The 22513-nt window shown below is 36.1% G+C and carries 18 protein-coding genes, 1 tRNA gene and 1 pseudogene; 11 read left to right on the top strand and 9 right to left on the bottom strand.

Annotation, left to right across the window (positions count from 1 at the left end; all coding sequences use genetic code 11):
• Positions 1-467 precede the first annotated feature (467 nt).
• From EKL95_RS09775 to EKL95_RS09765, 3 genes and pseudogenes are all read left to right on the top strand, one after another.
• Positions 468-1384, top strand: a pseudogene (locus EKL95_RS09775) (IS1595 family transposase).
• Between the two features lie 65 nt (positions 1385-1449).
• Positions 1450-2037: a hypothetical protein gene (locus EKL95_RS09770; protein WP_126460856.1), complete on the top strand. Its 588-nt coding sequence runs from the start codon at positions 1450-1452 to the stop codon at positions 2035-2037.
• A gap of 291 nt (positions 2038-2328) precedes the next feature.
• Positions 2329-2730 carry a group II intron maturase-specific domain-containing protein gene (locus tag EKL95_RS09765; protein ID WP_410503652.1) on the top strand — a complete coding sequence of 134 codons (402 nt, stop codon included), beginning with the start codon at positions 2329-2331 and terminating at the stop codon, positions 2728-2730.
• Positions 2731-2885: 155 nt separating this feature from the next.
• On the opposite strand, the gene EKL95_RS09760 is transcribed toward EKL95_RS09765, so the two are convergent.
• The 6 genes from EKL95_RS09760 to EKL95_RS09735 all read right to left on the bottom strand — a co-directional run bounded on the left by EKL95_RS09760 (position 2886) and on the right by EKL95_RS09735 (position 13268).
• Positions 2886-3191, bottom strand: coding sequence for a helix-turn-helix domain-containing protein (locus EKL95_RS09760; protein WP_126462634.1), 306 nt, complete (start codon positions 3189-3191; stop codon positions 2886-2888).
• Positions 3192-3196: 5 nt separating this feature from the next.
• On the bottom strand, positions 3197-3550 hold the full coding sequence (locus EKL95_RS09755; protein ID WP_126564069.1) for a type II toxin-antitoxin system RelE/ParE family toxin: 354 nt from the start codon (positions 3548-3550) through the stop codon (positions 3197-3199).
• Positions 3551-3823: 273 nt separating this feature from the next.
• On the bottom strand, positions 3824-7576 hold the full coding sequence (gene purL, locus EKL95_RS09750; protein WP_126564067.1) for a phosphoribosylformylglycinamidine synthase: 3753 nt from the start codon (positions 7574-7576) through the stop codon (positions 3824-3826).
• Positions 7577-7667: 91 nt separating this feature from the next.
• Positions 7668-9503 (bottom strand): endonuclease, encoded by a 1836-nt coding sequence (locus tag EKL95_RS09745; RefSeq protein WP_126564066.1) that lies wholly within the window; start codon positions 9501-9503, stop codon positions 7668-7670.
• Positions 9504-9814: 311 nt separating this feature from the next.
• Positions 9815-11590 (bottom strand): endonuclease, encoded by a 1776-nt coding sequence (locus EKL95_RS09740; RefSeq protein WP_126462622.1) that lies wholly within the window; start codon positions 11588-11590, stop codon positions 9815-9817.
• Positions 11591-11741: 151 nt separating this feature from the next.
• Positions 11742-13268 carry a hypothetical protein gene (locus EKL95_RS09735; RefSeq protein ID WP_126564064.1) on the bottom strand — a complete coding sequence of 509 codons (1527 nt, stop codon included), beginning with the start codon at positions 13266-13268 and terminating at the stop codon, positions 11742-11744.
• Between the two features lie 115 nt (positions 13269-13383).
• On the opposite strand from EKL95_RS09735, the gene EKL95_RS09730 reads away from it, so the two are divergent.
• The 4 genes from EKL95_RS09730 (at position 13384) to EKL95_RS09715 (ending at position 15816) form a co-directional block, all read left to right on the top strand.
• Positions 13384-13821, top strand: coding sequence for a PaaI family thioesterase (locus EKL95_RS09730; protein ID WP_126564063.1), 438 nt, complete (start codon positions 13384-13386; stop codon positions 13819-13821).
• Positions 13821-14897 carry a chorismate-binding protein gene (locus EKL95_RS09725; protein WP_126564061.1) on the top strand — a complete coding sequence of 359 codons (1077 nt, stop codon included), beginning with the start codon at positions 13821-13823 and terminating at the stop codon, positions 14895-14897. The genes EKL95_RS09730 and EKL95_RS09725 overlap by 1 nt, the downstream gene beginning before the upstream one ends.
• Positions 14898-14949: 52 nt before the next feature.
• Positions 14950-15666, top strand: coding sequence for a bacillithiol biosynthesis deacetylase BshB1 (gene bshB1 / locus EKL95_RS09720; RefSeq protein ID WP_126554109.1), 717 nt, complete (start codon positions 14950-14952; stop codon positions 15664-15666).
• Between the two features lie 74 nt (positions 15667-15740).
• Positions 15741-15816 (top strand) — tRNA-His (locus EKL95_RS09715).
• 104 nt (positions 15817-15920) lie between these two features.
• Here the strand turns inward: EKL95_RS09715 and EKL95_RS09710 are convergent.
• Complete coding sequence (locus EKL95_RS09710; protein ID WP_126564059.1) at positions 15921-17126, bottom strand: aminotransferase class I/II-fold pyridoxal phosphate-dependent enzyme; 1206 nt, start codon at positions 17124-17126, stop codon at positions 15921-15923.
• A 280-nt stretch (positions 17127-17406) separates the two neighbouring features.
• Between EKL95_RS09710 and EKL95_RS09705 the strand changes: the two genes are divergently transcribed.
• The 3 genes from EKL95_RS09705 to lpdA all read left to right on the top strand — a co-directional run bounded on the left by EKL95_RS09705 (position 17407) and on the right by lpdA (position 20160).
• On the top strand, positions 17407-17865 hold the full coding sequence (locus EKL95_RS09705; protein WP_126564058.1) for an Lrp/AsnC family transcriptional regulator: 459 nt from the start codon (positions 17407-17409) through the stop codon (positions 17863-17865).
• 608 nt (positions 17866-18473) lie between these two features.
• Positions 18474-18629 (top strand): hypothetical protein, encoded by a 156-nt coding sequence (locus EKL95_RS14940; protein ID WP_158614856.1) that lies wholly within the window; start codon positions 18474-18476, stop codon positions 18627-18629.
• Positions 18630-18756: 127 nt separating this feature from the next.
• Positions 18757-20160 carry a dihydrolipoyl dehydrogenase gene (lpdA, locus tag EKL95_RS09700; protein WP_126554111.1) on the top strand — a complete coding sequence of 468 codons (1404 nt, stop codon included), beginning with the start codon at positions 18757-18759 and terminating at the stop codon, positions 20158-20160.
• A gap of 77 nt (positions 20161-20237) precedes the next feature.
• Here the strand turns inward: lpdA and EKL95_RS09695 are convergent, their stop codons facing one another.
• Complete coding sequence (locus EKL95_RS09695) at positions 20238-20618, bottom strand: DoxX family membrane protein (protein WP_126462598.1); 381 nt, start codon at positions 20616-20618, stop codon at positions 20238-20240.
• 36 nt (positions 20619-20654) lie between these two features.
• Entirely contained in the window at positions 20655-21059 is a 405-nt protein-coding gene (locus EKL95_RS09690; protein WP_126462595.1) for a VOC family protein, read from the bottom strand.
• Between the two features lie 142 nt (positions 21060-21201).
• Between EKL95_RS09690 and EKL95_RS09685 the strand changes: the two genes are divergently transcribed.
• Positions 21202-22488, top strand: a complete 1287-nt coding sequence (locus EKL95_RS09685; RefSeq protein ID WP_126554113.1) for an anthranilate synthase component I family protein — start codon at positions 21202-21204, stop codon at positions 22486-22488.
• The last annotated feature ends 25 nt before the right edge of the window (positions 22489-22513 follow it).

Here is a 22513-nt window from a genome sequence, read left to right as displayed (position 1 = left end):
AGAAATCGAATTCGACCTTTAGTGCTTAAAAATCAAAAAGATGCAATATAAAATTCCTTAACTTAATGACATTGGGCACTACCCCACAATAAAAATAATATGATTTTCTAATTTTCCCAAAGGCACGAGCCATATTGTGAGCACAGTTTATAAAACTGCGCTAACTGTTGTGGTATATCGGAGCGATCGGGTATAAAACCCTAGATGTTTAAAAGTAGAATTTACTGATGTTGTAAGTAAAATCAATTTGGGATAAGGGAATTTATTTTTAAAAACCATTAAAATGTAGATTTGACTTATATTTTATTAAAGACATGAATAAATCTTTTCATTTTAAAAGATATCAAGATTAGTTGCGACTTTTGGGAATTAGTTCACCCACAACAATAATCAAATAAAATAACATGACTATCCTTTACTTGTACAAATGCTAAAAAAAGCTTATATTTGAGTCATCAACCCATTAAATTCAAATTAAGAACCTGCCTGAATTTTTCGAAAAATACCCTGATTAAGCCACATGTGATAAGGGATTCAAAGCTAAACGACTTGAAATGGGAATTGTATGTAAAAAGTGTAAACACAGCGAACATTACTTTCGTAAGACAGATTTAAAATTTCAATGTAAAAAATGCGGTAGTCGTGTCAGTCTTCGTTCAGGTACTGTTATGGAGAATACTAATTTGCCTTTTCAATATTGGATGATCTGTATTGAACTCATGACGCTGTCAAAAAAGAGTTTTTCGGCATTAGAAATGCAACGTATGTAGGGTCACAAACTGTATGAACACATTTGGTTTATGATGCATAAGATAGTATGCGTGACGAAAAACATCAATTAAAAGGCTGTGTTGAATTTGATGAAAGATTGTTTTAAATAATTGACATAAAAGATGTTATCAATTAAAATAAAAATAAAACAGTCAAGAATCTACTCCTAATAAGCGAGATCGTGGAAGTGAAAGACAAGGAAAGGTATTGGTAATAGTTGAATCGAAACCCAGTATCTCTGCACCAAAAAAGGGTAAACCAAACAGAAAAGTTGGTTGTCTAAAAAGGGTAGTTATGAAAGATTTGAAATCTGCAAACAAAACAGCATCTGTGTTAAGCGATGGTTACACCAGGGTATGCTAAACTCAAAGAAGTGATAACAAATCATTATGTTGTAGTAGAGCCAGACAAGAAAAAGGCGGCAAAGATATTTCCTTGTGTAAATAGAACAATCAGTAATACCAAAAAAGTACTTTTAGATATTCATCATAATTGTGTAAACCAGTAATATGTACATAATTATCTTGATGAGTTCTGCTACAAATTTAACAGACGGTATTTTGGAAACAAACTATTGGATAGACTCATGATTAATGCTTTAGAAACAACTTAGTATTAGTTACTGATAGTCATATGTAATAATATAGTATTGTATAACTTTATCAGCACTAATGAATCATGATAAAATTAATAACAATTGTAGTTGCTTTATTTGTTACTAAATTAACTGCACAAGATAATTATCTAGCCTTTTCGGTTGCGTTTGACGTTAGGAATACAATTATGGGAAGTGAACCAACAAATAATGAATCAGCTAAAGACTTTTTAGTGCAATTTTCAATGGTTAGCAAAGATGTAGAAGTCAACATAGGGTATGAAACGTTTCCAAGATTAGATTTTTCTAAGTATACGATTGGAGTGGGATATCACACCCATTTCTATGTAAATTTATTTAGAAGAGTTATTCACACTGTTTTTATACCTAGTATAGAACCTACATTAATAAACAGAAATGGTGATTGGGGAGGAGGAATTGGGTATAATCAAGAGTCTTCTCATTTATCGTTAGGGTTGAATTTAGGGCTTAGGTGGGATTTATCAGATGATATAGCTGTAGAATATTTATTTAATGCCTTACCCAGAAACGACTTGAAGGCTATGTATGGAAATACAATGGATATTACAAATGGAAAGGCGTCTGTTAGCGGTGTTCCAATTATAGGCAGTAATTTTATTAAAGTTGTTTATAAAATAAATCACTACTAACGGACTAAATAAATTCAAGACAAAGGGCTACTTTTAACAGTAAGTACTTAAAATAAATAGGCTTGTCCGTTTAATTACCTATAGTTCATTCCATCGATGATTAACTCCAAGCAATGATTAGTCTTTTCATTGTTTTATCTTAAAAATATCTTCGATTGAATTTATAACCAGACCGCGAGTGTTTGCAGAGAATCGTTGGAATAATTTTGCAAACAGTGCCAATTCCAATTTGCCACAAAAATAAGTCTAATAAAACCACTTCTATTTCGCACTCTAAATGGGCATAATTTCTTGCTGAATCATTCTCTTTGTGGGCACGGATTGCAAATCGCTATCGTTGTCCGAAAAATCAACGACCCGAGCCTGAAAGGCGAACTGGCGAAGCAAATTCAACGAGGATGGTTAAACTATTTTCGAGGAACGAGTATTCAAGGAAAGTTACGAGATATTGATGGTTGGTTGCGCAATAGACTGCGCTACTGCATTTGGACGGACTGGAAAAAGCCCAAGCGCAAAAGGAAAAACCTGATGCGACTAGGGATTGACAAAGACCACGCTTATGCTTGGAGCAGAACCAGAAATGCTCTGCATTCACGAATACCAAAAATACAATACCAAAGCGTGAGTAAAAGGAGGATGGCGTATTGCCCAGAGTCCGATTCTAACCACTACAATTACCCTACTGCGACTTAAGAAGAAAGGCTATCAATCAATGTTGGAGATTTACATGGAACTCAACCCATCACTTTGCGAACCGCCGTATACGAGACCCGAACGTACGGTGGTGTGAGAGGCGCACTCCGTCAGTTTCTGGCGGAGCCGTCTACTCGATTGGCGGGGTAGTACCTTTATTCGGTTAAACTTAACTTTAAGTGTCCACCTAAACCTAGTCTAATTATTCTCATTAATGTAGAAAGTCTTATATCGCTGGTGTTATTTTCAATTTTAGATATATACGATTTTGTTGTTCCACATTTTAATGCCAGTTGTTCTTGTGTCATTCCACGTTCTTTTCGCATTTCTTGTAACATAACACCAAGTTCGAAGGTCTCGTATTCTTCTTCGTATTTTTCACGGGTTTCGGTTCCTGTTTTCCCGTATTGAGCATCTAAGTGTTCGGCAAATGTTGTAATTTTTTTATTTTCAGTTTTCATAATCGTTACTTTTTATATTTATTTTCTAAATATTCTGCTTTTAGTTTTTCAGCCATTTTGATTTCTGATTTCGGGGTCTTTTGTGTTTTCTTATGAAATCCATTTACTAAAACAACAATCTTTCCTTTGTCAAAAAAACTAAAAACTCTAAAAATATCTGAACCGACTTCAACACGAACTTCAAATATTCCGTCTGCACCAGTCAAATGTTTGAAAAACTTTTCGGGGATTCTTTGTTGAGTTGAAATTAACTGTAAAGTCCAGTTAAATTTTTTCTTAACGTCTTCTTTTTGAGCGTTAAAAAAATTAAGATAATAGTCTTCGTAATAAACAACTTCTCTTATAAATTTCTGACTCATTGGGCAAAGTTAGTCAATTGGATAACTTTAGCAAAGTTTTTGACTGGTAATTTTCAACTTTGCAGTTCTTTGGTATTCCCGCCAACTAGTCAATAGGCGATACAAACCTTCTCACATACACTTAAAATTGACTAGATTAGCGAAGGTTTGTTTCACTTTGTCTATTTTCAAATATATTTAAATTTTCTTACAAATCATCAAAATGGCTTTTAAATTCTTTTCCATAAAAAAAGCGCTCCTTTTCAGGAACGCTTTAAGAAAGTATAGAATAAATTATTTTTTATCAACCCATTTTCTGGCATTGACAAAAGCTTCATGCCAAGGCGAAACTTCATCGTCTCTATCTTTTGGATAATGTGCCCAGTTCCATTGAAATGTAGAGCGCTCTATGTGTGGCATCATTACTAAATGTCGTCCTGTTTTGTCGCAAAGCATGGCCGTATTGTAATCCGATCCGTTTGGATTAGCAGGATAACCTTCATAGGCATATTTAGAAACAATAGTATAATTTTCTTCCCCCATTGGCAAGTTGAATTTTCCTTCGCCATGCGAAACCCAAACTCCAAGCGTACTTCCTACTAATGAAGAAAGCATCACTGAATTGTTTTCCTGTATAGTCACTGATGTAAAAATACTTTCGTGTTTGTTGCTTTCGTTATGCAGCATTTTTCCGTGTACGTCATGCTCCGGATTAATTACTTCCAATTCCATGAACAATTGACAACCATTACAGATTCCAACAGACAAGGTGTCGTCTCTCTTAAAGAAATTGTCTAAAGCGGTTTTTGCTTTTTCATTGTATAAAAATGCTCCCGCCCAACCTTTGGCAGAACCCAATACATCTGAATTCGAGAATCCACCAACCGCGCCAATGAACTGAATGTCTTCCAAGGTTTCACGACCTGAAATTAAATCGGTCATGTGAACATCTTTTACATCAAAACCGGCTAAGTACATGGCATTTGCCATTTCACGCTCCGAATTACTTCCTTTTTCACGGATAATAGCTGCTTTAGGACGCGGTTTAGAAGCATCAATTACAGGTTTTTTTCCTGTAAAATGTGTTGGAAAAGTATACTGTAACGCTTGATTTTTATAATTATCAAAACGTGCTTGAGCCATTCCGTTCTTCGATTGTTTTTGGTCTAATAAAAAAGAAGTTTTGAACCAAATATCTCTGTATTTAGCGATGTCGAAAGTCAAAATTTCAGGAGAAGAACTGATTATTTCCAGTTTGGCTCCCTCTCCTTCGGGGAGGGCTGGGGAGGGGATTCCCAATTTATAGAAAGAAACGGTATTAGCATTCAATTTAGATTCTACTTCAGCATCCGATTTTGCTTGGAAAACAATTCCGATATTTTCTGCAAAAAGATATTTAATGATGTCTTTTTCTTCGAATCCCGAAGCTTCGGGAGAGAAATCTATTTTAGCTCCCAAATTCACATCGGCAAAACACATTTCCAATAAAGTAGTAATCAAACCACCACTTCCAATATCGTGTCCTGCAAGGATATTGTTTTCTAAAATTAATTCTTGAATGGTATTGAACGCTCTTTTGAAAAATGCAGCGTCTTTAATCGTTGGTACTTCTTTTCCAATAGTATTCAACGTTTGTGCAAACGAAGAACCGCCTAATTTGAAATCATCTTGGGATAAATTAATGTAATAAATAGAACCGCCATCTCTTTGTAAAACAGGCTCTACTACTTTTCTAATATCGGTACAATTTCCACCTGCTGAAATAATCACCGTTCCTGGCGCAATTACTTCTTCATTTGGATATTTTTGTTTCATGGAAAGAGAATCTTTTCCGGTTGGAATGTTGATTCCCAATTCGATTGCAAAATCCGAACAGGCTTGAACAGCTGCGTATAAACGGGCGTCTTCGCCTTCGTTTTTACACGCCCACATCCAGTTTGCCGAAAGTGAAATTCCCTTTAATCCGTCTTTTATTGGTGCCCAAACAATGTTTGATAAAGATTCAGCAATGGCAGTTCTTGTTCCTGCCACCGGATCAATTAATGAAGCAATAGGCGAGTGCCCAATCGAAGTGGCAACTCCTTCTATTCCTTGATAATCCAAGGCCATTACGCCACAATTATTCAAAGGCAATTGCAAGGGTCCGGCATTTTGTTGTTTGGCAACTTTACCACCCACACAACGGTCTACTTTATTGGTCAACCAGTCTTTACAAGCTACAGCCTCCAATTGAAGTACCTGCTCTAAATAGGTTGAAATGTTTTTCTTGTCATATACTAAATCAGTGTACTTTCTTTCAATTGTTTTGTCTGTCATAACCACTTTTGGAGAACTTCCAAAAAAGTCTTCTAAAGCGAAATCCATTGGTTTAGCTCCTGTTGATTTTGATTGAAAAGTAAAACGGTGATCTCCGGTTACGTCTCCCACTTGGTACATTGGAGAACGTTCTCGATCCGCAATTTTTTGCAATAAATCGATGTTTTCCTTTGCAATAACCAATCCCATTCTTTCCTGAGATTCGTTACCAATGATTTCTTTTGCGGAAAGGGTAGGATCTCCCACAGGCAATTTGTCTAAATCAATTAATCCGCCAGTTTCTTCCACTAATTCCGAAAGACAGTTTAAATGTCCGCCAGCACCGTGATCGTGAATCGAAACAATTGGATTAATATCGCTTTCTACCAAACCACGAATGGCATTGGCAGCACGTTTTTGCATTTCTGGGTTCGAACGTTGGATGGCGTTCAACTCAATTCCTGAACTGAAAGCTCCGGTATCTGCTGAAGAAACTGCTGCTCCACCCATTCCAATTCTATAATTTTCACCACCAAGGATAACAATTTTATCGCCTGTTTGTGGTTTTTTCTTAATCGCTTGATCTAATTTTCCGTACCCAATTCCGCCCGCTTGCATAATTACTTTGTCGTACCCTAATTTTCGACCCGTCACACTGAGCGTATCGAAGTGCTCGTGTTCGAAAGTCAGGATAGAACCTGTAATTAACGGTTGTCCAAATTTATTCCCAAAATCAGAAGCTCCGTTGGACGCTTTGATCAAAATATCCATTGGCGTTTGATACAACCATTTTCTTTCGGCCATACCATTTTCCCAAGGTCTACTGCCCTGAGCGGAGTCGAATGGGGCTTCTAAACGAGAGTAGGAAGTCATGTAAACTGCAGTTCCTGCCATTGGCAAAGAACCTTGTCCACCTGCTAAACGGTCCCGGATTTCTCCACCAGAACCAGTTGCAGCTCCGTTGAAAGGCTCTACCGTTGTTGGAAAATTATGTGTTTCTGCTTTTAATGAAATAACCGAATCAAATTCTTTGACTTCATAAAAATCAGGTTTATCAGCGCTTTTTGGAGCAAATTGTTGTACCCGAGGCCCTTTTACAAAAGCAACGTTATCTTTGTAAGCCGAGACAATATCGTTCGGATTTTCTTGGGATGTTTTCTTGATTAATTTGAATAAAGAAGATTCTTTTTCTTCTCCGTCAATTATAAAAGTTCCGTTGAAAATCTTGTGGCGACAGTGTTCTGAATTGGCTTGTGAAAAACCAAAAATCTCAGAATCCGTTAGTTTTCGCCCTAATTTAAGCGCTAGATTATCTAAATATGCTACTTCTTCCGGACTCAAAGACAATCCTTCTTGTTTGTTGTAAGCAGCAATATCATCGATGTCCAAAATAGCTTCCGGAAGTACATTGATAGTAAAAATATCTTGATTCAACTCGGTGTACTTTTGCGAAAGCATCGGGTCAAAATCAGAAAAATCAGCGGTCGCTTTATGAAATTCCTCGATTCTAATGATGCCGGATATTCCCATGTTTTGGGTGATTTCTACAGCATTAGTACTCCAAGGGGTTATCATTGTGGCGCGAGGACCAACAAAAAAATCCGTCAGTACGGATTTTTCTATTTTATTTGAATTGGCAAAAAGCCAGTTGAGTCTTGAAATGTCTTGAGCTGACATTTCGACTTCGCTCAATGCGTTTTGCGTATGTACGGCATAAACAGTCTTGCTTTGGTTTTCAAAGAAATGGATCATTGTTATGTAGTTTGTTGTATTGCGGTGCAAATTTAGTCAATTAAGATTAAATTTGGAGTAAAAAAAAAGCGGCAATTTGCCGCTTTGTTAATTAGTTGATTATTAATTTCTTGAGGACTGAATTGGAATCAATAGTCACTCGAACCAAGTACGTTCCTTTTACACTATTTGGCAGCGTAATTTCTGATTTGGTGCTGTTTTCGTCGCTGTAAATTTTCTGACCAATTATAGAATAAATTTCGATAGCATACCTTTTATTCGAATTATTGATAGAGAAAGTTCCATTGGATGGATTTGGATAGAGGGCAATATCATTTATATCTAAAGCCACACTGGTTTTTGGTGTTTTTTCAATCGTACGACTTCCTAAATTGTTACACGTATCTGATGTAAAGGAATCCCATTGGGTTGTTTTATTAAAAGTAGTTGTTGGTGCCGTAACGGTTGATTTTCTTCTCAGGGTTTGATCCGCCGCAAAGTTTGCAGTTCCACCGTTAAAAGTTCCAATGATATCAATTAAGACGCCATTTTTGAATAAACCTACAGCATCATTCCCATTAAAAGTCATTTCAGTTGCTGATGTAGAAAGGTTTGCTGAGCTTGTAGGATAACAACTAGACGCCATTAAACTATTTACGATTGTGAATTTACTGCCGGTATTCAAAGTCCCTGTTAGGGCTAATCCTGTACTCCAGGCACCGGAACCATTCGTTTGTTTTTTTATGCTATAAATCGATAAGCTGATCGCGGCGCCAGTTGCGTTCGAAATTTCCAAAGCTTTATTGTTTGAAGAGCCTTCAATATATTCTGAAAATAATAAATCTGTTGCAGTTGAACCACTTGCTGCAGCAGTTGTCACATTCACCGTGTTACTTGGGCCAGAGATATTTCCTGCAGCATCTTTAGCTTTTACAAAGAAAGAGTAGGCAGTAGAAGCGGTTAGCCCAGTGATAGTGGTTGTTGTTCCGGTTGTGGTTGTTTTTAAAGCACTGTTCATATACACATTATAGCCAGTTACTCCACTATTATCAGAGGAAGCCGTCCAGTTTAATGAAACGGAATTTGATGTTGTTCCGCTAGCAACTAAATTCGTTGGAGTAGTTGGGGCTTGTGCATCAGCGCTTGGGTTCCAAATTGCCTGTACATACTCAGGATGATCAATATAAGGATTCCTATTGTTTTGAGAATTATAAATGGCATTGTTGCGATCAATTTCTCTAGTGCTGACAGGATCTTGGTTGTGCCAAGTAATCAATACGTTTAAAAAAGCGGTCGTGAACACTTGATTACTCGATCCATTGAACATTGCATAGGAATAACCAGCAACTGTATTTTCATAACGGGTGGCAAAATAAAAATACATTCGGGCAATATCGCCTTTGAATTCATTGATAGGTTCAAAAATAGGTCCTGAATAACCAGAAGTTGTACTCGTTCCAAGTTTACTTCCGTTTAAGGAAGTCCAAGATGCTGAAGTCACCGGTCCGTGCGGATAATTAGAACGCTGACCGTTTACTTTTCCGTCTGTGGGTGTGATGAAATGGGCATCTGAAACCATTGGGGCTGCAGAACCAAAAGTAGATTGCGGAATGATGTGTTCTCTATTGTAACAATCTCCTTCTACACTATAAGTGCCACATCTTTGGGTTGTTCCAGCGGAGTAGTTATAAGGGTCTGTTCCGGCAGGATTTTCAGAATACATGTCTAAAATTGTGGCGTCATTTTCAAAGTAATAATCCCTATCCGAGGTTTGATATATGGTGTATAAACCGCCATATCCGTTATCCGTATGCCCTTTGATGACGTTGTATAATTGTGTTTTGAGTGTGTAGCCAGTTCCTGTGGCGGTGTTGTAATAACCACTTGGTATTTGGGCTATCGTTGCTGTGACGAACAGTAATAATAATGCAGAGTAGATTTTTTTCATAATTTAAATTTGTTTTGGTTATTGGGGTTAGTCTCAGGCTTCCAAATGGGAAAATACTGAAGACTCACAAATTTATAACATTTTGGGTGGTATATGTTATGAAATTATGAAGGTATTTGCATTTTTATTAACATAATTAGTAACATTTGAAGTACAACAGGTTGCATTTTTTTTAGAAAAATAAACAGGAAACCTGTAGCGCTAAGTTGTAAAGGAGCTAAAAATTTTCTTTTTATGTATAAAACAAGTCTAAAATAAAACAAAAAAAGCGGCAATAAATGCCGCTTTAAAAGAAATGGTTCGTGCTTAAATTAGTTTACAATTAGTTTTTTAGTAACTGATTTAGAATCGTTGGTTATTTTAATTAAATAAACTCCTTTTTGAAGATTGTTAACCGCTGCAGAAGAACTGTTGGTATACTCTTTTTCAAAAACTTTTTGTCCTAATACTGAAAATACTTGAACCGAGTATTTTTCATTTGAATTATTGAAATTTATTTTGATATTTCCATTGGATGGATTGGGATAAATTTCAAAACTTTTTGTTTCTAATTGATCAACACCAAGTGAAGCGGCACAAGTCCAAGAAAGATCATCAAATCGAACACGATTTGATGCTGTGCTGTTTCCAGAAAGGGTAATAATCACATTCCCAGTTACATTGATGTTTGGTATTGTCGTCGTCGTTGACGTACTGCTGTAAGGGATAGTGCCAACTTCTGTTCCATTGACATTCAGTTTAAAAGATCCTGCAGATCCAGAAAAAATAAGCTGGGTGGTAACTGTCAAATCCTTGATACCATTAGCAACAGATGAAGAGGTAAGAGCGCCATTTCGTATTGTTATTGCTCTTGAATTTAATGTTTGGTCGGTACGAGAATCAGTAGAGGTCCATGTTATTCCTGCGTTAGTCCACGTTTGTGTAGCATAAGAACTTGCATTTGCAGGAATAGTTTGAAAATCTTCAGAGGCACAAAAAGTGGTACCGGCAGCTGGTGCTTTAGTGGTTCCATTTACTGATGTACTGGCAACCGAAGAATTTCTTTCAGCATCTCTGGTTATAATATAAAAGGAATAAGTGGTAGATGCAACTAAACCGTTTACTGTAGCAGTTAACCCTGTTTCGGTAGATTTTAATGTACCGTTTACATACACATCATAACCGGTAACACCAACATTATCTGTTGCTGCTGTCCATGTTAAAGTAGCCGAGTTTGAAGTTGTTTCGGTTACTATTAAGTTTGTAACAGCAGAGGGAGCTTCAATATCAACCGCTTCAGTTTTCCAAATAGCCGTTACATAGTTAGGATTGTCAATGTAAGGATTTCTATTGTTCTGGCGCGCATAAATAGCGTTGTTACGGGCAATTTCTCTGGCACTTACCGGATCTTGATTGTGCCAAGCCAGCAGTTGATTTAAAAATGCGGTGGTAAATACTTTACTAGTTGAATTGTTGAACATTGGGTAATTGTATCCGGCAACTGTATTTTCATAACGAGTGGCAAAATAGAAATACATACGGGCAATATCCCCTTTGAATTCATCTATTGGTTCAAAAACAGGACCTGTATAACCTGCTGTTGTACTGGCTCCAAGTTTACTTCCGTTAAGGGTAGTTTGAGTAGCGGTTGCTACTACAGAATGCGGGTAATTAGATCGGATTCCATTTACTTCTCCGTCAGTAGGCGTTATGAAATGCGCATCAGAAACCATTGGTAAGGCTTCGCTGAATATAGATTGCGGTATAATGTGTTCTCGATTGTAACAATCTCCTTCTTTTGCGTAACCACTGCTTCCGCATCGTTGCGTAGTTGCAATAGTGTATGTGTATGGATCAGCTCCGGCAGGATTTTCAGAGTACATATCTAAAACTGTTCCGTCCTTTTCAAAGAAATTATCAATATCGGAAGTTTCATAAGTAACATATAAGCCTGCATACGTTTGTACTGTATGGTCTTTGATGATGTTGTATAATTGAGTTTTCAACGTGTAGCCAGTTCCTGTGGCATTGGTATAATATCCTGCTGGCGCTTGCGCAAAACCTGCCGTGAAAAGAAATAAAAAGAGAAGTGAGTAGATTTGTTTCATAGTCTGATAATAGATTAAATTGGTTTTAAAATAGATTGGATTTTTGAGTAAAATTTTTGATAAAACTACTCTTTAAATCGGTGTATCAGGTTACTAAATAGTTAATTATAGGAGGCGTTTTGTCTTAGTTTGTGTTGTCATTCAAAGTTGTTTATTTTGGGAATACTTTGTTTTGATATGCGCCTAAATCGGGGGGTAAACTTCTGGTGTTTCCTGTAATATCTAACGGAATCAGGTATGCCGAATTCCCTTTTGCGAAAGCAGCCGAAGTTTCGTTAATATTAAATTTGTTCTGTGTTATATTAAAGAATTTTGGATCCTTGTTCAAAAGTATCGCATTGTAATGTGCCGTATCCGTACTGAATTGATAATCAGGATTCGTTGCAAATTGATTCGATGTGTTATCAAATTTAATCAGGCAATTATTAAATTGGTATTCAAAAGTGGCTCCCGTTTTCTTGTTTAAACTCATTTCGTTTGAATAGGAACCGTAAATAATGCAGTTGTTAAAAGTAGCTGCGGTTAAATCTTTAACTTCCGGAATTGCTCCCAAAATATAATTATTTATCAAAACCGCCACTTGTTGGGAACTGTTCCAGTTGTTATTGAAGGTCGAATGTGTAAAGGAATAATTTCCGCCATACGTGCAGGCTAAACTGGCTAATCCGGCATTATTGATGACTATATTTTCTCCATTTATTTTTGCGGTCTGCGCCAAAATTCCAAAGGTACTGCTGTTGTAAATTTGAGTGTTTTTGATAGAAACTGTACTGCCATCATTATTTTGAATCAATAATCCGATAGTGGCATTTTTAATCGTCAGGTGATTCAATGTGTTATTCGTACTGCCATCAGTAAGCCAAATGGTTCCCCATTGTCCCGGAACACCCGAAAAATTAGTTTCTAAACGGTCGCCTTCAAAAATGACTTCGTTTTCCAGTTTATCCGTTATAGATACTGTTCCATTAATATTGATGGAGGCATCATTGGTTACTATAAGCCCAGAATTAGCATGGAAATGAACTCGGGTTCCCGCCTCAAAAGTGGCTGTTTTATTTGAAGGAACTGCTGCATATCCATAAATTACATAGGGTTTGTCATTGGTAAACTGTAATTCATTTCCATTTACAGGATCGTTTTCATCCAGATAAAAGCCATCTATTTTTTGGTCTCCAATAGGTAGTGTTTCAGTAGTTCCATTAGTAAAACGCTTTGGATAAAGAAAAACAGCGTCTTGAATGAGTGTTACCAGTTCTACATTTTGCCGGTTTTCGCCACTGTCAAACTGAATTTGATCGGTGTATAAAAAATCGTTTGGGTTAGCATCAGTACTATTTGCAGTGGTTTCTATGAAAATATACAAACTGTCTTTGGCTAAAAGAGCCACATTAGTAAAAATTTTACCTTCCGTTCCCTGCATTCCGTCAACGGTCATTCGGTATTTAGAACTTAATCCTTTTCCTAATTTAATACTAGGAATGCTGATGTCATTTTTACTTTTGTTGAATACTTTGAGTCGGTACGTGCTGGAACCAATGTTTGAAAAAACAGTGTCGAGATAAATAGTGTCTTTGGAAAAAGCTAAATCACCGGTGCTGGCTACGGTCTCAAAATCAGATCGGCAGGAACAAATGGAGAATACTATTCCAATAAAAAGCAGGACTATTTTGGCACGCATCTAGTTGTATTTTTTGTAAAAATAGGAAAAATCTATTTCGAAATCAGAATAACAATTGCAATTACTGTTTTGTGACTTATCTTTTATTTATTTTTACATTTCTAAAGCCAATAACATGACATTCGACAAAGAAAAAATACTTCAATATTGCAATCACATTTCTAAAAACACCTTAATGCAAACGTTGAATATTGAATATACTGATGCAGGAGAAGATTTTTTAGTAGCCACAATGCCTGTTAATCCATCCGTACATCAGCCAATGGGATTGTTGCATGGTGGTGCTTCAGTAGCTTTAGCAGAAAGTGTGGGCAGTGCAGCCTCAATGCTGTATGTGAATTCTGAGCTAAGTGAAGTGCGCGGAATCGAGATTTCAGCCAATCATTTGAAAGCAAAGCGGGACGGAATTGTAACGGCAACAGCTCGAATCGTGCACAAAGGACGAAGCATTCATCTTTGGGAAATACGAATTACGGATGAAAAGAATACCTTAATATCGCTTTGTAAATTGACTAATATGATTTTGCCAAAAAGAAAAAGCGAAAACAAATAATGGAAGCAATTATAGCTAAAGCCAAAAAACAGTTTCAGGAAAAACTACCTTTTGTTTTGTATTGTAAGCCTGATTCAGCAGAAGTAATTGGTTTTTTTCAACAAAATGACACGGTATTTTCAGCTGTTGATTTTACCGAAAAAGGGTTTGTTTTTGCCTCTTTTGATGGAGCCAAAACGCATTTGATTCCTGAAAATGAATCGGAAATGGTGCGGGTTACTTTGAAAAAAAAAGAAAATGCTATTTCTAAAAATGAATTTACGATTGTAGATGCCTTGGCTAAAAATAATTTTGAAGCTTTAGTTTCCAAAGGGATCCAGTCCATAAAGAATAACGAATGTAATAAAGTAGTGCTTTCCAGAAAAGAAACCGTTGAAGTAGCAGATTTTGATTTGGTTTCCACTTTCGAAAAATTAGTACAGCTTTATCCTTCTACTTTTGTGTATTGTTTTTATCATCCAAAAATTGGAACTTGGTTGGGCGCTACACCGGAGCAATTACTGAAAGCAACTGAAGCCGTTTTTGAAACGATTTCTTTGGCGGGAACGCAGAAAGATTTGGGTTTATCCGAAATTACTTGGCACAAAAAAGAAAAAGAAGAACAGCAGTTTGTAACGGATTATATTGTTTCAAAACTGGAAAGTGTGGCTTCCGGAGTTTTGGTGACGGAGCCGTACAGCGTCAAATCGGGAAGTATCTGGCATATAAAAACAGATATTTCTGGACGTTTAAATTCCGATTCCAGCTTGCAAAAAGTAATTCAGTTATTGCATCCCACACCTGCCGTTTGTGGATTGCCAAAAGAAAGTGCTAAGACTTTTATTCTAGAAAACGAGCAGTACGACAGGAGTTTTTACACCGGTTTTCTGGGGGAATTGAACAGCAGTTTCACGACCAATACCGTAAGTTCTGATTTGTTTGTAAATTTGCGGTGCATGCAAATTGATTTTGATTCGAATCTCGCATTGACTAGCGCATATTTGTATATGGGTTGTGGTATCACAAAAGATAGCGTCCCTGAAAAAGAGTGGGAGGAAAGCGTCCATAAATCAATGACAATGAAAAAAGTATTATAAATATTAGATGAAGGCGAGTTAGTATAACTTTAAATAAAATAAACAGAAAATAATGAAATTAGATATATTGGCTTTTGGTGCGCATCCTGATGATGTAGAGTTGGGTTGTGCGGGAACCATTTTAAAAGAAATGTCCTTAGGAAAAACAGTTGGGATTATTGATTTGACACGTGGCGAATTAGGGACTCGCGGTTCCGCTGATATCAGAGATCAGGAAGCGAATGCTGCTGCAAAAATACTGGGCGTTTCAGTGCGTGAGAATTTAGAAATGCGAGATGGCTTTTTTGTCAATGACGAAAAACACCAATTAGAAATTATACAAATGATTCGCAAGTACCAGCCGGAAATTATTCTGTGTAATGCTATTGATGACCGCCATATTGATCATGCAAAAGGAAGTAAATTAGTGTCTGATGCTTGTTTTTTATCCGGGTTGATCAAGATAGAAACTTCATTAGCAGGCGAAAAGCAAGCGCCTTGGCGGCCAAAAATTGTCTACCATTACATTCAATGGAAAAATATAGAGCCGGATTTTGTAGTCGACATTACAGGTTTTACCGATAAAAAAATTGAAGCAATTTTAGCCTACAGTTCCCAGTTTTATGATGCCAACTCAAAGGAACCGGAATCCCCAATAACAAGCAAAAACTTTCTGGAAAGCCTGAATTATCGCTCCAGAGATTTAGGAAGGATTGCAGGACTGGATCATGCAGAAGGTTTTACGACTGAAAGATATTTGGCAGTCAATAGCTTAGCAGATTTGATCTAATTTTCATGTAATTTTTTGAAATAAATATTTGCAGAAATAAACTTATATCGTATATTTGCAACCGCTAAGCAAATGGTGGTTGTAGCTCAGTTGGTTAGAGCATCGGTTTGTGGTACCGAGGGTCGCGGGTTCGAGCCCCGTCTTCCACCCAGAAAGCAAAAGCTTCGAAGAAATTCGAAGCTTTTTTTGTGTTTTCTAGTTTTCCTTAAAAATGATAGGCGGCTAAAGGATAATCATTCTATGACTATGGCTCCTTATTTTAGCAGATTTAATTCCATCATACAGGCCTTCATACTTTGATATGTTCTTTCAATATCATTGTCTAATCCGATAGAAAACCGAATCAAACCGTCTGTCAATCCCATTTCAATTTGTTCCTCCAAAGGGATTTCGCTGGAAGTTGAGGTTCCCGGCGCGCTGAATAAGGTTTTATAAAAGCCTAAACTCACCGCCAGATACCCTAGATTTTTGGCCTGCATCAACTCCATCAAAGCATTGGCTTTTGCCAAATTTCCAACATCCAGTGTCATCATCCCGCCAAAACCATATTCAGGATTAATCATGCTTTTATAGATCTCATGACTCGGATGGCTTTTTAACCCCGGATACACTGTTTTGATTCCGTCTTTTTCAAAACGTTCCGCCAGATACATCGCATTATGGCTGTGCTGTTTCATCCTGATGTGCAGCGTACGCAAGTTTTTCATCACACTGGCAGATCGCAGACTATCCATGGTTGGCCCCAATAACATGCTGGCTCCACTGTTTACATTTTTTAAACTATCAATAAATTCCTGAGAGGCGCATGTTACTCCGCCCACCGTATCACTGCTTCCGTTGATGTATTTTGTCAAACTGTGAATCACAATATCAGCTCCTAATTTAGCAGGCGAAACGGATAGTGGCGAAAAAGTATTATCAACAACTAATTTCAAATTATGTCTTTTTGCAATTTTTGATAAACCTTCAATATCAGCCACTTCCAATAAAGGATTGCTCACTGTCTCACAATACAAAACTTTAGTTTCTGCAGTTATAGCAGCCTCTACAAGTTCAAGTTTTGTGATGTCAACAAATGTGGTTTTGATACCTAATCTAGGTGTAAAATTCTTCAGGAATGCATACGTTCCGCCATAAATGGTTCTGCTAGAAACAATATGGTCGCCGGAACCGCACAATTGCAACAAAGTGGGCGTAATCGCTCCCATTCCGGATGCCGAAACGTTCGCTGTTTCCGTGCCTTCCATGGCTGCCAAGGCTTTGTCCAGGTATAAATTACTCGGCGAGGAATGACGTGAATACAAATAACAGCCTTCCATATTGCCTTCAAAAGTATCGAACATCGTTTTTGCCGATAAAAAAGTGTAGGTTGAGGAGTCAGAAATAGAGGGATTCACACCACCAAATTCGCCAAAGTACTGCAAATCCTGAATGTTGTCTGCGGGATTGAAATTTTTCATAATTATTTTTTATTGTTATTTGAAGCTATTCCTGCTATTCACTCTATCTTTTACTTTTTAAAGAAAAAAGTAAAAGGATGCCGTTGCTATCAGGGCTTGGACATTCCGGTATGTCAAAAAATCCTATTCAAAATAAAATATTTTAAGATTAAAAATCAATAGTCTGTAGTTTTATTAGATTATAAAACTATATAACACTAAATAATTAATTTTTTTTACTAAATTAGTTCGGTAATCAGGATTTTTATAGATTATCTATCAATTTGAAATTTGCAACACAATGACATTAGATTCAACAGACAAAAAATTACTTTTTTTATTGCAAACAGATAGTAAGAAAACAACCAAAGAATTGTCCTTAAAACTCAATCTTTCCGTTACGGCCGTTTATGAACGCATTAAAAAATTAGAAAGAGAAGGAATAATTGATAAGTATGTTGCGCTGATTAATCGCTCCAAAGCCGAGAAAGGATTTGTGGTTTTTTGTCACCTCAAATTGATACAGCATACCAAAGAGTTTCTCACGAAGTTCGAAAGTGAAGTGGTGAAACTAAAAGAAGTTTTAGAATGTCATCATGTGAGCGGTGATTATGATTATATCTTGAAAATTGTGGTAAAAGATATGGAAGCTTATCGAGAGTTTTTAGTAACGAAACTAACGACATTACAACATATAGGAAGTACGCACAGCACATTTATGATTAGCGAAGTAAAAAGCACGACTGTCGTTGATATATAAATGTTGATTGTTTTAATGTCATTAAATTTAGAATAAATCAATTGCTCCATGAAAACTAAAGAAATTAGACAAAAGGGTATTGTGAATTTTGGAAAACTTATCCAGGATGATTCAAAATTAGTCGTTTTGGAAGGAATATTTGACGCTATTTTAAACTGAGAAAAAGCTTCCCTAGTTTCGGATAATCAGTATCAAAAAGTGGAAGAAGCCAGAACCGTCTATCATTCCGGGAATAGTTTATCAACTTCTTGGGAAGATTTGGAGAAGCAATTAAATGCCAAATATGGTTTTTAAAATAGTTATTTCAAAATTAGCAGAAATTGAAATAATTGAGGCTATTGAAATTTATGAAAGTAAAAAAAGGGATTAGGCAAAGTTTTTTTTTGCTTAAGCAATAAGAATAAAACAATGTTGCATTTTTTTTACCATATAAGCCATGTAAGTTTAAGTTTCGATTATGTTAGCCTTATGTAACTATAACAATCATAAGGTCATTTAAGGTTTAATTCTTATATGACTTATATGTTAAATATTATTTCACTCATTTTTTAGTATGACATTAAATAGTTCCAACTACTTATCTTAAAAGATATTTAAAAACATTAAAAATGAATCCTGAACTATTCCCACTAAAAAAAGAACCGTTTTTTAGAGAATTATCCTTTAAAAAATTCCCTTTTGTAATTATTTATGAAGTATTTAATGATGAAATTATTATTTGCTCTGATTTTCATACTTATAGAGATCCTTCTAAAAAGCCATAAATAATTTCTTGATGAATATTAGTTATGTCATTTTCATAACAAAAAACCTTCTGAATTAAACTTCAAACAAAACTTAATTCCTTAATTTTGTGGAACATTTTATAAAAACACAATAAAAAAAAATACTATGAGTTCATTTGACGTAGTCATTATAGGTTCTGGGCCAGGCGGATATGTATCAGCAATTCGTTGTGCACAACTGGGTTTTAAAACAGCAATTATCGAAAAATATTCCACTCTTGGAGGGACTTGCCTCAATGTTGGTTGTATTCCTTCAAAAGCACTACTAGCTTCTTCTCATCATTACAGTGAAATTGCACATTTTGCAGATCACGGAATTGAAGTTTCCGGGGAAGTAAAAGTAAACCTTGAAAAAATGATTGCGCGCAAACAAGCGGTTGTAGATCAGACTTCTGGTGGTGTGAAATTTTTAATGGACAAAAATAAAATTACAGTTCTGGAAGGATTGGGTTCATTTGTTGATGCTACGCATGTTGCGGTGGCAAAAGCAGACGGAACTTCTGAAACTATCGAAGCCAAAAACATCATTATCGCTACAGGTTCAAAACCATCTTCTTTGCCTTTTATCAAAATTGATAAAGAAAGAATCATCACTTCAACCGAAGCATTGAAACTTAAAGAAGTACCAAAACATTTAGTAATTATTGGTGGTGGAGTTATCGGGATCGAATTAGGTCAAGTGTATTTGCGATTGGGATCACAAGTTTCTGTTGTAGAATATTTAGACCGAATTATTCCTGGAATGGATGCTTCATTGTCTAAAGAATTGACTAAAGTATTAAAAAAACAAGGCATGAAATTCTATGTTTCACACAAAGTGAAATCCGTAGAACGAAATGGTGAAGGCGTTGTAGTTCAAGCTGAAAATACAAAAGGAGAAACAATTACGCTGGAAGGGGATTATTCCTTAGTTTCTGTAGGTCGTCGTCCGTATACTGACGGATTAAATGCTGATAAAGCAGGTGTGAAAATCTCAGATAGAGGAATGGTAGAAGTAAATGATCATTTGCAAACTTCAGTTCCTACTATTTATGCAATTGGCGATGTGGTGCGTGGCGCAATGTTAGCACACAAAGCAGAAGAAGAAGGAGCCATGGTGGCTGAAATATTAGCAGGTCAAAAACCACATATCGATTATAATTTGATTCCCGGAGTTGTGTACACTTGGCCAGAAGTGGCTGCTGTAGGACAAACAGAGGAGCAATTGAAAGCTTCCGGAGTTGAGTATAAAGCAGGAAGTTTTCCTTTCAAAGCTTTAGGACGCGCAAGAGCTGGTGGAGATTTAGACGGATTTGTAAAAATTCTTGCTGATGCAAAAACAGATGAAGTACTAGGCGTTCACATGATTGGGGCTCGTTGTGCGGATTTAATTGCTGAAGCAGTAGTTGCAATGGAATTCAAAGCCTCTGCTGAAGATATTTCCAGAATGTCTCATGCTCATCCAACATTTGCAGAAGCGATCAAAGAAGCAGCACTAGCCGCTACTGACAATAGAGCGTTGCATGTGTAATTAAAGAATAAATTTTTGCTTTAGAATAAAGAAACCCACTACATTGAGCGGGTTTTTTTGTTATGAGGTGCACTTATTTAGTCTTTAGCAATAAATAAACTTTTATAATTGTTCCAATGGTTAAAAATTAGAAACATATTTCCCAAGAATAAGAAAAGGGCAGTAGGAATTCCCTCTGGAGACAAGAAAAAATTTATGAATAAAATGTTGATGGTTATTGGTAAAATCAAAATACTGGCAAGAGTAACATAACGCCCTGTCAAAAAGGCTAGGCCACATAACAACTCAATAGACTTGGCTAATGGCATAATGTAAGTAGAGGCAACCAAGCCCACATTAAAAGCCTTGAAATTTCCGGTAACCTCCGGTTCTGGAGCTAGTTTCAGAAAAAAACTAATTGATGCATAAAGAAGCAAAATTCCAATTAAAGTTCGGATAATAATAATTACAATTTTCATAGTATATGGTTTTATTGGTTACATATTTGAGAATAATTATTGGGGAATTGCACGTTCATCCATACACATAATTTCCCATTGGTGTCCGTCCAAATCCGCAAAACCATGGGCATACATCGATCCGTGATCTTGTGGCTCCATATACGTTGTACCACCCGCAAATATCGCTTTTTGTACTATTTCGTCCACTTTTTTTTTGCTTTCAACATCTATTGCGATTAATACTTCGGTATTTTTATGGGCATTGCAAATTTCTTTTTTGGTAAAGTCTCTAAATCGTTGCTCAGTAAGCAGCATCACAAAAATGTTTTTTCCTGTAATCATGCAAGTGGCTTGTTCATCAGTAAATTGAGGATTGAAAGAAAATCCGAGTTGTGTAAAAAAAACAATGGATTTTTTAAGGTCTTTAACTGCTAAATTAAGGAAAATTTTTGAAGCCATAACGGGAATGATTAAACGATTAAAAAAATCCAAAATTGATCACGCACTACCAAATTTACAAAAAAATAAGCTAATTTTAGCATAACCAGTTATTGAAGAATTTTTTTTGTTGTAATTTTGAATTTTTAAACATTAAAACTTTTTGAGAACTTCAATTTATAAGTCTATTTCTGATTCAAAATTGTTCAAACAACAACTTTTACTCTGGTCACAACAATTTCGTGAAGTTGTTTTTATGGATAGTAATGAGTATCCGCAACAGTACTCCAGTTGCGATTGTATTCTTGCCGTAGATGCTTTTACCTCCATCAAAACAGATGTTTACAATGCCTTTGAGGATTTGAAACAGTACCAGCAAAATACGAAAGACTGGCTTTTTGGTTATTTATCGTATGATTTAAAAAATGATATTGAGCAGTTGCAATCTGCTAATTTTGACGGGCTGGATTTTCCGGATTTATATTTTTTCCAACCTAAGAAACTGTTTTTATTGAAAGGAAATCAACTCGAAATTCAATATCTCAATATGTGTGTGGAGGAAGTGGAGGCAGACTTTAAAGAAATTAGTGTTCAGTGTTCAGCGTTGAGCGTTCAAAATTCACAAATAACGATCCAACAACGGATTCCGAAAGAGAATTATCTTCAAAAAGTTTCAAAAATATTGGAACACATTCATCAGGGCGATATTTATGAAGCCAATTTCTGTATGGAATTTTTTGCTGAAAATGCAACGATTGATCCCATAGAAAAATTTATAAAACTCAACGAAATTTCTCAGCCACCATTTGCCGTTTTTTTTAAAAACAACAATCACTTTTTACTTTCGGCGACACCGGAACGTTATTTAAGGAAAGAAGGAGAACTTATTATTTCGCAACCGATTAAAGGAACTGCAAAACGATTTTCAGACCCAATTGAAGATGAAAAATCGAAAATGCAATTGGCTTTAGACCCAAAAGAACGAGCCGAAAATATTATGATTACGGACTTAGTGCGCAATGATTTGTCTCGAACAGCACAAAAAGGATCCGTTGAAGTACAAGAGTTGTGTACAATTTATTCTTTTTTGCAAGTGCATCAGATGATATCAACGGTTACGTCAAAGTTAGAGGGGCACTATTCTATAGTAGATACTTTAAAAACAACTTTCCCAATGGGAAGTATGACGGGTGCACCAAAGATTTCGGTGATGAAAATAATTGAAAAACTCGAAGAAACAAAACGCGGTTTATATAGCGGTGCTGTGGGGTATTTTACACCAAATGGTGATTTCGATTTTAATGTAGTTATCCGAAGCATTTTGTACAATCAAGAAAAAAAATATGTTTCTTTTTCAGTTGGAAGCGCTATCACGTCGCCATCAATTCCTGAAAAGGAGTATGAAGAATGTTTGCTTAAAGCAAAAGCGATGCGAGAAGTTTTAAGTTAAATCAAAATGAATGAATTAAATTTGA

This window comes from Flavobacterium sp. LB2P53 (assembly GCF_003970305.1).
Classification (GTDB): Bacteria; Bacteroidota; Bacteroidia; order Flavobacteriales; family Flavobacteriaceae; genus Flavobacterium.
This window is presented reverse-complemented; position numbering and strand designations above follow the sequence as displayed.